Annotated in this window: 10 protein-coding genes; all 10 read left to right on the forward strand. The window is 61.4% G+C overall.

Features of this window, described 5'->3' with window-relative positions; translation table 11 throughout:
• The first annotated feature begins 13 nt into the window (after positions 1-13).
• A complete protein-coding gene (locus tag NO357_RS21015; RefSeq protein WP_306737718.1) occupies positions 14-958 on the forward strand; it encodes an ABC transporter permease in 945 nt (314 codons plus the stop codon).
• Positions 955-1,836 carry an ABC transporter permease gene (locus NO357_RS21020; RefSeq protein ID WP_306737719.1) on the forward strand — a complete coding sequence of 294 codons (882 nt, stop codon included), beginning with the start codon at positions 955-957 and terminating at the stop codon, positions 1,834-1,836. The genes NO357_RS21015 and NO357_RS21020 overlap by 4 nt, the downstream gene beginning before the upstream one ends.
• A gap of 12 nt (positions 1,837-1,848) precedes the next feature.
• Entirely contained in the window at positions 1,849-3,642 is a 1,794-nt protein-coding gene (locus tag NO357_RS21025; protein WP_306737720.1) for a gamma-glutamyltransferase family protein, read from the forward strand.
• Between the two features lie 10 nt (positions 3,643-3,652).
• Positions 3,653-4,402, forward strand: coding sequence for a DUF1028 domain-containing protein (locus tag NO357_RS21030; RefSeq protein ID WP_306737721.1), 750 nt, complete (start codon positions 3,653-3,655; stop codon positions 4,400-4,402).
• 141 nt (positions 4,403-4,543) lie between these two features.
• A complete protein-coding gene (locus NO357_RS21035; RefSeq protein ID WP_306737722.1) occupies positions 4,544-6,196 on the forward strand; it encodes an amidase in 1,653 nt (550 codons plus the stop codon).
• Positions 6,197-6,281: 85 nt separating this feature from the next.
• Positions 6,282-7,826, forward strand: coding sequence for an ABC transporter substrate-binding protein (locus NO357_RS21040; protein WP_306737723.1), 1,545 nt, complete (start codon positions 6,282-6,284; stop codon positions 7,824-7,826).
• A gap of 72 nt (positions 7,827-7,898) precedes the next feature.
• Positions 7,899-8,840, forward strand: a complete 942-nt coding sequence (locus NO357_RS21045; protein WP_306737724.1) for an ABC transporter permease — start codon at positions 7,899-7,901, stop codon at positions 8,838-8,840.
• Positions 8,837-9,670: an ABC transporter permease gene (locus NO357_RS21050; RefSeq protein WP_306737725.1), complete on the forward strand. Its 834-nt coding sequence runs from the start codon at positions 8,837-8,839 to the stop codon at positions 9,668-9,670. Before NO357_RS21045 ends, NO357_RS21050 begins: the two co-directional genes overlap by 4 nt.
• The gene (locus NO357_RS21055) at positions 9,670-11,511 is read left to right on the forward strand and encodes an ABC transporter ATP-binding protein (RefSeq protein ID WP_306737726.1); all 1,842 of its coding nucleotides are present in this window, start codon (positions 9,670-9,672) and stop codon (positions 11,509-11,511) included. The genes NO357_RS21050 and NO357_RS21055 overlap by 1 nt, the downstream gene beginning before the upstream one ends.
• A 565-nt stretch (positions 11,512-12,076) precedes the next feature.
• The coding region (locus tag NO357_RS21060) for a calcium-binding protein (protein ID WP_376744413.1) at positions 12,077-13,579 on the forward strand (1,503 nt) is incomplete at its 3' end.

Below are 13,579 nucleotides of genomic sequence, written 5' to 3' on the forward strand. Positions count from 1 at the left end.
TTCAGGTCCCGCTATGCTCGCTTTTCTCGCACGCAGGGTGTTTATTGCGATCCCGACGGTCATTCTGATCTCGCTTTTCGTGTTCTCTCTACAGCATCTTCTGCCGGGCGATCCGATCCTCGTTATGGCCGGGGAAGAACGTGACCCGGAGGTCATCGCCGCCCTGCGCGAGAAGTACCGCCTGAACGACCCCATCCCAGTGCAATACCTTGCCTGGGCGGGAAACGCGCTGCAGGGCGATCTGGGCATATCGTTGCGCACCCAGCAGCCGGTGCTTGAACTTATCGCGGAAAAACTGCCGGTGACGATCCAGCTTGCGGTGATGGCGCTGGCCATCGCCATTCTGATCGGAATCCCCGCAGGCGTGCTTTCGGCCTACAAGAAGGGCACGTGGATCGACTGGGTAGCTAATATCACCGCCCTGTCGGGCCTGTCGGTGCCGAATTTCTGGCTCGGTATCATGCTGATCCTGCTCGTCTCGGTAAAGCTCGGTTGGCTGCCCGCGTCTGGCTACATGCCGCTGTCCGAAGACCCGCTGCAATCGATCCGAACGATGCTCATGCCTGCTTTCGTGCTTGGCACGGCCATCGCCGCCACGTTGATGCGCCATACGCGGTCGGCCATGCTGAGCGTGCTTAAATCCGACTACGTGCGCACCGCTCGCGCCAAGGGCCTGCGCGAAAGCGTCGTCCTGATCAAGCACGCCCTGCGCAACGCGCTTGTACCTGTCGTGACCGTCATCACGCTACTTTTCGGAGAGCTGCTGGCCGGAGCCGTGCTGACGGAACAGATCTTCACTATTCCGGGCTTTGGAAAGCTGGTCGTCGATGCGGTCTTCAACCGGGACTATGCCGTCGTGCAGGCGATCGTGCTGTGTACCGGCATCGCCTTCATCTTGATGAACATACTCGCCGATGCGGCTTACCGTGTCCTGAACCCGAGGATGTCTGAGCAATGACTGCTGTCGTCGATCCGGAGGTGGCGGCCGATCCGTTGCCGCCCCGCCGCCGTAACCGGGCCTGGGAAAAGTTCCGCCGCAGCCCGTCAGCGCTGTTGGGCGGGGTGATCGTGCTGTTCTTCTTGATCGTGGCGCTGCTGGCACCGATCTTGCCGGTGCCCGGCCCGACCGAGACCGACTGGTCGGCGGTGCGCAAGGCGCCTTCCATCCCGCATCCCTTTGGTACCGACGAGATTGGGCGCGATGTTCTAAGCCGGATGATATGGGGGGCGCAGGCCTCGCTTCTGGCCGGGGTCGTATCGGTCCTGATTGCGGTGCTGCTGGGGGTGCCTCTGGGCATGCTCGCAGGTTATCTGCGTGGCTGGACCGACGCCATCATTTCGCGCTTTACCGAGGCCCTGCTGGCCGCGCCCTTCCTGATCCTCGCCATAGCGCTTGCGGCCTTTCTGGGTCCCTCGCTGACCAATGCGATGATCGCCATCGGCTTGTCGGCGATGCCGATCTTCATCAGGTTGTCGCGTGCGCAGACGCTGACGGTGATGACCGAGGATTACGTGGAAAGCGCGCGTGCTGTGGGGATCGGGCATCTTGGGATGATCGGGCGCTATATCCTGCCCAATATCATTCCACCGATCATCGTGCAGGCGACACTGACTATTGCCACCGCCATCATTGCAGAGGCCTCCTTGTCGTTCCTCGGACTTGGTCAGCAGCCACCGGCACCGAGCTGGGGCGCGATGCTGAACATCGCCAAGAATTTTCTCGAACAGGCACCCTGGATGGCGCTTTATCCGGGGGTCGCGATCTTTCTGGTGGTGCTGGGGTTCAACCTTTTGGGCGACGGGCTGCGCGACGCGCTCGACCCACGTGATTCATGAGCAGGGCAGCCGATGACCTTTTCAACCAGACCTGAAATCCAAGGTACGTTTGGCGTCGTGACCTCGACTCACTGGATTGCCTCGGCCGTCGGCATGAAGCTCCTCGAAACCGGTGGAACGGCAGCGGATGCCGCCGCCGCCATGGGTTTTACCCTGCACGTGGTTGAGCCGCATTTGAATGGCCCGCTGGGTGACATGCCGGCCCTCGTCCGTTCCGCTGGCGACACGGCTCCGCACGTCATCTGTGGTCAAGGCGTCGCACCTGCGGGGGCGTCCATCGCCCATTACCGCTCGGAAGGGCTGGATAGGATCCCTGGCTCAGGGCTGCTTGCGACGGTGGTGCCTGGCGCCTTCGATGCCTGGATGCTGATGCTGCGCGATCACGGGCGCCTGCGGCTGCGCGATATTCTTGAACCCGCAATCTTCTACGCCCGCCATGGCCACCCTATTCTGTCGCGTGTCGCGGCCACCATTGAAGGGCTGTCAGACTTCTTCCGCAACGAATGGCCCACCTCTTACGAAACCTGGTTGCCGAGGGGGCGGGCTCCTGCGGCGGGCGTGCTCTTTCGTAATCCAGCGCTGGCCGACACCTGGGAAAGGCTCTTGCTGGAAGCCGAGGCGGCAAAGGGCCGCGAGGCGCAGATCGAAGCGGCCCGGCGGGCCTTCTATCAGGGCTTCGTGGCCGAGGCGATTGACGGCTGGATGCGGCAGGCCTGCGTTTTGGATGCCTCAGGCACGGCGCACAAGGGCGTGATGACCGGCGAGGATATGGCTGGCTGGCAGGCAAGCTACGAGTCGCCGCTTTCGGTTGACTACGAGGGCTGGACCGTCTGGAAGGCCGGTATGTGGAGCCAAGGGCCCACTCTGCTGCAATCGCTGCGCACGTTGGAGGGCAGTGGTATTGCCGAGATGGACAGCCGGGGTGCGGATTTCGTGCACATGGTCACCGAGGCGATGAAGCTTTCCTTCGCGGACCGCGAAGCCTACTATGGCGACCCAGATCACAGCGATATACCGACCGACACACTTTTGTCGCGGGAGTATGCGGAGGAACGGCGCGCGCTGCTGGGGGCGGAGGCGAGCCTCACGCAACGCCCTGGGCGGATCGATGGATTTGACCGTCAAGTAGATGCCGCCGTTGCTCGCGCGAAGGCAAGCGAAGAGGCTTTGGGCGGCGGCGTCGGTGCGGGTGAGCCCACGATGGCGCATCTTTCCGAAAAGCGTGGCGACACGGTGCATATCGACGTGATCGACAGGTGGGGCAACTCGGTCTCTGCCACCCCTTCGGGCGGGTGGCTGCAAAGCTCCCCGGTCGTGCCGGGCCTGGGAATGCCGCTCAACAGCCGGGCGCAGATGTTCTGGCTCGATGAAGGGCTGCCCACATCGCTTGCTCCGGGGCGTCGACCTCGCACCACGTTGTCACCGTCGATGGCCGAGGAGCCGGATGGCACGCGCCACGCTTTCGGCACGCCGGGCGGTGATCAACAGGATCAATGGCAACTGATGCTGTTCCTGCGCTTCGTCCACAGCGCCATGAACCTGCAGGAAGCTATCGACGCGCCGCTTTTCAACACCTCGCATTTCCAGGGATCTTTCGACCCGCGCGCCGTACGTCCCGGTCACCTGATGGTGGAGCCGAATTTCGGCGAGGCGGTGATCGCCGACCTGCGCGCGCGCGGGCATGCCGTCGAAGTGGCCGAGCCCTGGACCATTGGGCGGTTGACCGCCGCCTGCCGGACGTCCGACGGGCTGCTCAAGGCCGCCGCAACCCCGCGGCTGATGCAGGCGTACGCAATTGGGCGCTGAGGAGGGAGCGATGACCTATTCGATCGTGGCACATGATGAGCGTACCGGCGAGCTCGGGATCGCGGTAGCCAGCCGCTTCTTCGCCGTGGGCGCGCTTGTCCCGCACATCCGCGCGGGCAAGGGCGCGGTGGCGACGCAGGCTTTCGTCAGCCCGCTTTGGGGTATCGACGCGGCAGACCGGCTCGCCGCAGGCGAGGCGCCGCAAGACGTGCTCGACGCGCTGGTCAAGGCCGACGATGGCCGCGCCAACCGGCAACTCCACATGGTCGATGCGCAGGGGCGCACCGCCGCCTACACCGGCCCTGATTGCGTCGGCTGGTGTGGGCATCTGACATCACCGGGTGTTTCCGTCGCAGGTAACATGCTGGCGGGAGAGGCCGTCGTACGCGACACTATGGAAGCCTATCGCAACAATGCAGATCTACCCTTGATCGAGCGGCTGATGGCCGCGATGGAGGCGGGTGCAGAAGCAGGCGGAGACAAACGCGGCACGCAATCCGCGGCACTGATTGTCCACCGCTCCGAGCCTTATCCATGGCTTGATCTGCGCGCCGACGATCATCCCGATCCGCTCGCTGAATTGCGTCGCCTCTATGACGTGGCGCACGAGCGTTTCCTGATTATGTCGAAAACACTACCGACGCGGGCCAACCCGCATGGCACGCTCGACCGGACCAACGTAGATGCCGAAATCGTCGCCGAAGAAGACCGTCGTAGGGCCGCGGGCCAGGCCAGCCGATCTTTCGCGACACCGTTTTGACAGGACGCTCAACATTTAGGCATCGATGCCGGTTTTTTGAAACAGTTCCACCGTGTGTGCCCGGACTCTTGTATGATCGCATGACCATAGAGATCGAACGACAGACGATCGGATAAAAACAAAGTTGAACGGGGGTAAGCCATGAGCGACGACAAGATCAAAGAAGCCGATATCGAAGCGGCCGAACGGCTGCTCGCTGTTGCGTATACCGCGCAGGAACGCGCGCAGATGGCGGGCAATCTCGAAGGGCAGATCGATTCCGCCGTGGCGCGGCGCAAGGTTGAACTGGCCAATTCTGTCCCGATGAGCCTGCGGTTCGATCCGCGTTTGCCGGGGTTCGAAATGCCGCAGGCAGAGGGGGTGGTCGGATCGCGCCCCGACGCGCCCTTGCCTGACAGCGAAGAAGACATCGCCTTTGCACGCCTGCCGCAGCTTGGTGCGTGGATCGCCTCCGGTGCGCTGACAAGCAGGCGATTGACAGAGATTTACCTCGACCGGATTGCGAGGTTCAATCCGCAACTGATGTGCTATGCGATGGTCACGACGGATATGGCCCTCGCCGAAGCCGATGCGATGGATGCGCTGACCGCGCAGGGCAAATCCCTCGGCCCGCTGCATGGAATCCCCTACGGCGTGAAGGACCTATTCGACACGGACGGAATCGTTACCGGATGGGGTGCGGAACCCTACCGGAACCGCGTGCCCGCTGGTGACGCGCGCATCGTGACGATGCTGCGCGATGCGGGTGCGGTGCTGCTGGGAAAGACAACCGTCGGCGCGCTGGCTTACAACGACATCTGGTATGGTGGCGTGACCCGTAATCCCTGGAACACCGATGAAGGCTCCTCCGGTTCCAGTGCCGGGTCGGCCTCTGCCACGGCGGCGGGGCTCTGCGCCTTTGCCATCGGGACTGAGACCCTGGGCTCCATTACGTCGCCCTGTCAGCGCTGCGGCCCGACAGGGTTGCGCCCGACCTTTGGGCGGGTCAGCCGCGCGGGCGGCATGGCGCTATGCTGGTCGCTCGACAAGGTGGGGCCGATTTGTCGGGGCGTGGAGGACACCGCTCTGGTTCTCGCGGCGATCAATGGCGGTGATCCGGCGGATCTCTGTTCGATCCACGCACCCTTCTCCTTCGACGCGGGCAGGGGCATCGAGGGGTTGAAGCTGGGATACTTGCCCGAGGCCTTCGGTGAAGGTGCAACTGACGTCGACCGTGTGGCTTTGGAAGCGGCTAAGAAGCTGGGTATCGAAGTTGTCGAAGTATCGCTGCCCGATCTGCCTTATGGCGCTTTGATGAACGTCGTCTATGCCGAAGCGGCGGCGGCGTTTGAACACCTGACCCTGACAGGCGCGGACGACACGCTGACCTGGCAAGACGACGGGGCCTGGCCCAACACGTTCCGCAAGGCGCGCTTTTTGTCGGCAGTCGATCACGTCCAGCTTGACCGTCTGCGCTATCTGGTGATGCAGGCGCTGGATGGTCTGTTCCAGGAGGTCGACGCGCTCATCGGGCCATTCATGACCGGTCCGATGCTGGTTGCGTCAAATTTCACGGGCCATCCCTGCCTGCACCTGCGTGCAGGGTTCGAAAACCTGGGCACCCGCAGCGCAGCCTCGCTGGGCGAGGGTAAATTGACCACCGGCGACGCGGACACGAGCGGCAAGACACACCGCGTGCCGCAGGGCATTTCCCTCTGGGGGCGGCTGTTCGACGAGGGAACGATTATAAATCTCGGGCTGGCCCTTGAGGCCAGTCTTGGCGTCGCGGACGAGCGGCCGCGCCTGCCTGAATGAGGAAGAGAACCGGCTGATCAAGGCTGGCGGATGTTCGACTGACGGGCCGGAACGCCCGACCTATGTGCAACAAGGAGATCGAAATATGAAACGCAGGGAATTTCTAAAGACGACGTCGGCCCTTATGAGCGGCACCATCCTCTACGGCCTGAGCGGCCCGGCACGCGCGCAGTCTGAGCCGGTCCGTGGCGGCACGCTGATCTGGGGTCATTCTGAAACGACCCAGAACCTCGACATGCACCAGACCGGCACCGCCTCGACCGGGCGCGTGCTGCAGAACGTGCACGACTCGATCGTCACGGTGGACAAGGATTTGAACGTCATCCCCAACCTCGCCGAAAGCTTTGAGCAAAGCGAGGACGGACTGACCTATACCTTCCGTCTGCGCCCTGGCGTGATGTTCCACAACGGCAAGACCATGACTTCGGCGGATGTGAAGTATTCCTTCGACCGTTGCCGCGACCCCGATACCGGCGCGGTGAACTTCGAGGTGTTCAATGCCGTGGAAAGCATCGAGACACCCGACGATCTGACCCTGATCGTGAAACTGAACTCGGTGAACGCACCCTTCCTGTCGCGCCTTGCCGAGAACGGGGCTGGTGTGGTGATGCCCGAGGGATCGGGCGAGGAACAGGGCAACGCGCCGGTGGGCTGCGGGCCGTTCCGCTTTGTCCGCCGCGAATTCGGCAACGAGGTCGAACTGGAACGCTTTGATGATTACTGGGGCGGACCGGCGTATCTTGACCGTGTCATCGCGCGCGAGATCACCGAACCCACTGTTCGGCTGACCGGTCTGCGGACGGGCGAGCTTCACATGATCAACGACATCCCCGCCGACCGCATCGCCGAGATCGAGGGAGACAGCGATCTGCAGGTCGTGTCGTGGTTTCCGCTGAACTGGGATTTCGTGAACTTCAACCACGACTTCGAGCCCTTCAAGGACCCCAAGGTACGCGAGGCCTTCGACTACATGATCGACAAGGAGGTGCTTCTGGAAGGGGCGCTCTGGGGGCAGGGGGCGACCACCGCATCGCCCAGCTATCCCACGTCGGCCTCCTACAACAGCGATCTTGGCCAACGTCCGCAGGACATCGAGAAAGCCAAAGCGCTGCTGGCCGAAGCGGGCTATGGGCCGAATGAGTTGTCGGTCGTCTTTAAGGTCACAACGAACTATCCCTACCACGTGGAATCCGCGCAGATCATGCTGGAATGGTTCCGCATGGCGGGTGTCGATGCCTCGATCGAACAGCTCACTTGGTCGGACTGGCTGAGCCAGGTCTGGGTCGACAAGGACTTCCAGATTTCCATGATGAACTTCTTCACTCTGTGGGAGCCGGATTTCCTCTACTATTCTCTGTGGAATACCGAAGGTGCGTTCAACTACCGAAAGATTTCGCATCCCAAGGTGGACGAACTCACCGCCAAGGCGCGTGTCACCGTTGATCCGGCTGAGCGGGCGGCAATCTACAAAGAAGTCCAGCAGGTCATCCACGACGACACGCTCGACGTGATTCTGTGGTTCCGCAACGGCACCATCGGGGCGCAGCCTACCGTGCAGGGACTCGATTCTATCGTTCATCCCAACGGTTCCAACCTGCGCTTCCACAAGGTCTGGCTAGCCGAGACCTGATGCCCGCATGAAAAGACCGGGGCGCAGCGTAGCGCCCCGGTTCAATAACCTGCTGACAAGGGCGATCCTCGCGTGAGCTACATTCTCAACCGCGTCTTTTCGATGATGCTGACCCTCTTCCTAATCTCTGCGATAACCTTCGCGGTGACCAATATCCTGCCGGGGGATGTGGCCATGATGATCATGGGCACGCAATCCAATCCCGAAGCGCTGGCCGGTCTGCGGGAAACACTTGGACTGAACGACCCGCTTCTGGTGCAATATGGTCGCTGGGTCGGCGGCATGCTGACCGGAGACTGGGGGTCGTCGCTGGTGTTCAAGGAGCCGATTGCGCCGCTCTTGCTGCAAAAGATGACTGCGAGCGGGTTGTTGGTGCTTTTTTCCATGGCCATCGCGTTGACCTGTGCGATCCCACTGGGGGTCTGGGCGGCGGTGCACGCCAACCGCTGGCAGGACACGGCGGCAAGCTCCACTGCGATGCTTGGCGTGAGCCTGCCGGATTTTTTCTGGGGTATCATGCTGATCCTGCTTTTCGCGCGGGGGCTGGGCTGGTTGCCGTCTTCGGGCTTCGTCGATCCGGGCGACGACCTTGGGGCCGCTGTGCGCCATGCCCTGTTGCCCTCGCTGGCGCTGGGTCTCGGATTGATGGCGCATCTGACGCGCATGACCCGGGCGACGATGACCGGCATACTTAAACAGGAATTCATTCGCGTAGCCCGTGCCAAGGGGCTGAACGAAAGCACAGTCGTCTGGCGCTACGGTCTGGCCAATGCCGTGGGGCCTGTGATGACAGTGGCCGGGTTGCAGGTGGGCTATCTCTTCGGCTCGATCATCGTGATCGAGAGCCTCTTCAACTACACCGGCATGGGCTGGCTGACCTATCAAGCGCTGCTCAACCGGGACATCCCGCTGATTCAGGCCAGCGTCTTTGTCATCGCGGCGGTGGTGATGCTGGCGAACCTGATCGTCGATCTGCTCTATGCCGTGGTCGATCCGAGGATCCGTCTGTCATGAAGGTGCCCGCAGCCTTTCGCAGCACCAAGGGGATTGCCGGCGTGATTGTCGTCGTGGCGGTGCTGGCCGTCGCCGTTTTTGCCCCTCTGTTGATCCCGGCCGATTGGGCAACCCGGATGGACATGCGCGCGCGGCTGTCACCCCCTACATGGGCGCATCCGCTGGGCACTGATCAGCTTGGTCGCGATCTGATGTTCCGGGTCTTGCTGGGGGCCCAGACCTCGATCTTCATCGCTTCGGCGGCGGTGCTGATGTCGATCGTCATCGGTCTGCCGTTGGGGCTGGTTTCAGGTTACGTGGGCCGGACGACCGACAATGTGCTGATGCGTCTGGTGGACACACTCCTCAGTTTTCCCGCACTGCTGCTGGCGCTGACGATCTCTGCTATTCTGGGGCCAAACCTGCAGAATACGATTATCGCCATCGGCATCGCCTTCACTCCTTTTCTTGCCCGCATCATCCGGGGCGAAGCCCTGCGGGTGGCCCAGATGCCATACGTTGAGGCGGCGCGGACTGCCGGCAATTCTGACCTGCGTCTGATCACGCTGCACATTCTGCCCAACATCATGCCCGCCGTCATCGTGCAATCGACCATCAGCCTCGCCTTCGCGATCTTGGCCGAGGCCGGGCTTAGCTTTCTGGGTCTCGGAACACAGCCGCCCGATGCGTCTTGGGGGCTGATGATTCAGGCATCGCGCGACTATCTCGACCGTGCGCCGTGGACTGCGCTTGTACCCGGTACGGCGGTCGCGGTGACGGTGCTGGGGCTCAACATGTTCGGCGACGCATTGCGCGATGCACTTGATCCACGCGCAAGGGGGGCGGCGTAATGCCAATTGATCAAGAACCTCTTGTGAGCGTCGACAAGTTGCGCGTCGAATTCCGTGGTGAGGACGGCCCCATTGTCGGGGTCGAGAACATCAGCTTTTCCATCGCGCCGGGAGAAACGGTTTGCGTTGTGGGCGAAAGTGGATCAGGAAAATCCGTCACGTCTCTGTCTCTCATGCGGCTGGTCGAGTTCGGCGGCGGGCGGATCACGTCGGGGCGTCTCGGGTTCTCGCTCAACGGTGAGCAGATCGACCTTGCGCAGACCGATTCGGAGACGATGCAGGCGATCCGCGGCGACGAGATCGGCATGATCTTTCAGGAGCCTATGACCTCGCTCAATCCGGTTTTCACCATCGAGCGCCAGATGACCGACGGGTTGCGCGTGCATCGCGGGTTGTCGCGCACCAAGGCTCGGGCGCGGGCGCTGGAGCTTTTGCAGCAGGTCCGCATTCCGGAACCGGAACGGCGGCTGACGCAGTACCCGCATGAGCTTTCGGGTGGTATGCGTCAGCGCGTGATGATCGCGATGGCGATGGCCTGTGAGCCGCGTCTGTTGATCGCGGATGAGCCGACAACGGCTTTGGACGTGACGATCCAGGCGGAAATTCTCGCCCTCATCGACCGGCTCAAGCGCGAAACCGGCATGGCGGTGCTTTTCATTACCCATGACATGGCGGTCGTGGCACAGATGGCCGACCGCGTGGTGGTTATGTATCGTGGCAAGCTGGTCGAGGAGGGCCCGGTTGAGCGCATCTTCGCTGCTCCGCAGGAAGAGTACACCCGCAAGCTGCTCGCAGCCGTGCCGCGCTTGGGCGAGATGCGCGGCAAACCCGCGCCCGAGCCGATGCGGCTGGTGGGCGAGGAAACGGCGCAGGCCTCCCCGACGCCGATAGACGCGGCGCCAGAGCCGCTTTTGAAGGTCAGCAATCTGACGACCCGCTATCCCGTCAAGGGGGGGCTGTTTCGGCGCACCATTGCCAACGTTCATGCCGTCGAGGATGTTAGTTTCGACATCGGTCGGGGTCAGACGCTGGCGCTGGTGGGGGAGTCCGGTTGCGGCAAGTCAAGCTGCGGTCGCTCGATCCTGCGGCTCTCGGAGCCGACATCTGGGCAGGTGCTGCTGGATCGGACTGACATTCTGGCCTTGAATAACCGCGATCTTCGCCGACGGGCATGGCGCGACATGCAGATGGTTTTTCAGGACCCCTTTGCCTCACTCAACCCCTATATGCGCCTGCGCGATCAGGTCGCCGAGCCGATACGTAATTTTGCCATCAAGACCGCCGGCACGGTCGAGGACCGCGTGGCAGAGCTTTTCGACAGGGTCGATCTGCCGCGTAGCTTCATGTCCCGCTTTCCGCACGAGCTGTCCGGCGGACAGCGCCAGCGGGTCGCCATCGCCCGTGCGCTGGCAGTCAATCCCAAGCTGATCATCGCCGACGAGGCGGTAAGTGCGCTCGACGTGTCGGTGCAGGCCCAGGTTCTCAACCTGATGATGGAGTTGCAGGCAGAGTTGGGCGTTTCCTATCTGTTTATCAGCCATGATATGGCCGTGGTCGAACGGGTCGCGCATCGCGTGGGTGTAATGTACCTGGGCCGTCTCGTCGAGATTGGCAGCCGCCAGCAGGTCTTCGAAAACCCGCAGCACAGCTACACTAAATCGCTTCTCTCGGCGGTACCTGTCGCCGATCCGACGCAGCGCAATATCAGGGATGATCTGAACTTCCGCCCGATCCCTTCCCCTGTTTTTCCGCTTGGCCACATCCCCGCACCGTCGATCTACGATGAGGTCGCGCCCGGGCACCAGGTGCTGCGAGCTCAGATGGGACTGGGGCTCGACTGAAAGGGATGCCTCTCAAATCCTCAGCGATTTTCTCGCTGCATTTTCCAGGTTCGGTGCGTTCTTAGCGGTACTGTGTATTGAACGTGCAGTCTGTGCGGTAGCAGGAAAGGAGGTCCGCAAGGCAGTGGTTTCCCGCCACTCTCATGGACTTGCTCAACGGCAGCCTGGTCTCGCGTCTCGCTACTTCGACCAAGGTGCGGCGAACGATCGGATTGAAAATCGGCCGTTGGCATGGCCTCGAATGACCGGTCTGGTGGAATTTACTGCGTCGCCGGAAATTGCATGCCGCGGACGCAGAGGATGCAAGTGAGGAAAGCTCAATATGACGTCCGCGCGCGCCGGAATGGACCTTCGATCGGTTGGGATCGATTGACGTGATGAGCCCTATGCGGATGTTCGGTTATGGGGATGGTCGCGTTTCCGAGCTTGGCTTTCATTTTTAGAACCGTTTCATTTTGTGAAATTCCTTGAATCTGAAGTTTGTTTTTTAAAGAGATTTTGGTAAATTTTGAGTTGGTACGCCCATCTGGCCAAGAATTTTTATTTAAAAAATTGGGAGGGAAGAATGGATATCACCTATTTTGGACCGAGCATCGATGTGTTCGCGCAAGCATTCTACGATTCCGTCGATGATGAATTCGATCTGGTGATCACAACCAACACGCCGACGCAGGTCGTTGGTATCAACCCGGACACCAACTGGGAAGTCACCATGACCGGCACCGGTCTGAACGCGAATACTCTATCCGGAACTGTTACCGGGATCACGATTCGCGACGACCTCGGCAACACGATCATGACGCTCACCAATTTCGCCTGGGCGACGTCGGACCTGATCCCGGCGATGATCGATCTGATCGAACTCGACGACTCCACGGCGCTCGACGCCCTGCTCGACATTGGCGACGTGAATTTCGACGGGAGCGGTGCAGTCGACGGATTCGATCTGGTTCTGGACACGCTGACCACCAATGTCGACGCCATCGGCACGCCTTTCGACGACACCCTCGAGGGCGGTTCGGGTGATGACAGCCTCGCCGGCGGCGCTGGACGTGACAGGCTGGAAGGCAATGACGGCAACGATACGATTGATGCATCCGGGGGCAGTACCGCAAGTCAGGGATGGGGGGACTATATTCGCCCCGGACTTGGCAGTAACACAATCATTGGGCATGCGGGTCTCTATGCTTCAGGTGACGGTATCGATATCAGCTACGGCAATATGTCGGGTGTCGGCGGCGGCCTGACCATCAACGTCGGGGCAAATGGGTCTGGCACTGCCGTGGCCGCAAACGGAGCGGTCAATGATACCTTCACTTATGCGAACTATTTCGAAGGGTCTGCGGGAAATGACAGTATAACCGGCTCCAATGCCGATCATTGGGAGGGGTTTGCCCCGCTGGGCGGGGCCGACACCGTCAACGGGCGTGGTGGCTATGACATGCTGTCCTACCAGTGGGAGATCAGCTATTTCGGTGGTGTGGGGTCGGGAATTGTCGTAGATGCCGCTGCCGGAACGGTGACCGACACCCAAGGCAATACTGACCATTTCTCGAACATCGAAGAAATCCGCGGCAGCGAGCGCGGCGACACGATGAGCGCAGTTGGCAGCGCGACCGGCATGCATTTCGAAGGCCTTGACGGAAATGACAGTCTGCTCGGCAGTGCTCACTCCGACTGGCTCGAAGGCGGTGACGGCAACGATACGATCAGAACAGGTGACAATGACTTGGAAGATATCGTTGTCCCGGGACGGGGCAACGACCTTGTCGATTTCTCCGGGGTCGTCACTGGGTTTGGCACGCTCGGGCATTGGGATCTCTCGGCCGGGATCAATGCCACGATCGATGGCAATGCCAATACCGGGACAATCGACAAAGGCATGAACGGCACGACGACGATTGTCGGCATTCAAACCACGATGACAGGCACGAACAATTTTGGTTTCGCGTTGATCGGCTCATCCCACAACGATTCTTTCAATCTCACGGTTGCCGATGGCGGTTGGATGATGGTCAACGGCAGTGCCGGCACGGACAGCTATCAGATCAACGCCAGCAATGGATCC

It is taken from the genome of Marimonas arenosa, from assembly GCF_030848945.1.
GTDB classification, from domain to species: Bacteria; Pseudomonadota; Alphaproteobacteria; order Rhodobacterales; family Rhodobacteraceae; genus Marimonas; species Marimonas arenosa.

Coding starts and splice junctions, on each gene's coding strand:
- NO357_RS21015 (WP_306737718.1), top strand. CDS start 14: ATGCTCGCTTTTCTCGCACGCAGGGTGTTTATTGCGATCCCGACGGTC.
- NO357_RS21020 (WP_306737719.1), top strand. CDS start 955: ATGACTGCTGTCGTCGATCCGGAGGTGGCGGCCGATCCGTTGCCGCCC.
- NO357_RS21050 (WP_306737725.1), top strand. CDS start 8,837: ATGAAGGTGCCCGCAGCCTTTCGCAGCACCAAGGGGATTGCCGGCGTG.
- NO357_RS21055 (WP_306737726.1), top strand. CDS start 9,670: ATGCCAATTGATCAAGAACCTCTTGTGAGCGTCGACAAGTTGCGCGTC.
- NO357_RS21035 (WP_306737722.1), top strand. CDS start 4,544: ATGAGCGACGACAAGATCAAAGAAGCCGATATCGAAGCGGCCGAACGG.
- NO357_RS21025 (WP_306737720.1), top strand. CDS start 1,849: ATGACCTTTTCAACCAGACCTGAAATCCAAGGTACGTTTGGCGTCGTG.
- NO357_RS21030 (WP_306737721.1), top strand. CDS start 3,653: ATGACCTATTCGATCGTGGCACATGATGAGCGTACCGGCGAGCTCGGG.
- NO357_RS21040 (WP_306737723.1), top strand. CDS start 6,282: ATGAAACGCAGGGAATTTCTAAAGACGACGTCGGCCCTTATGAGCGGC.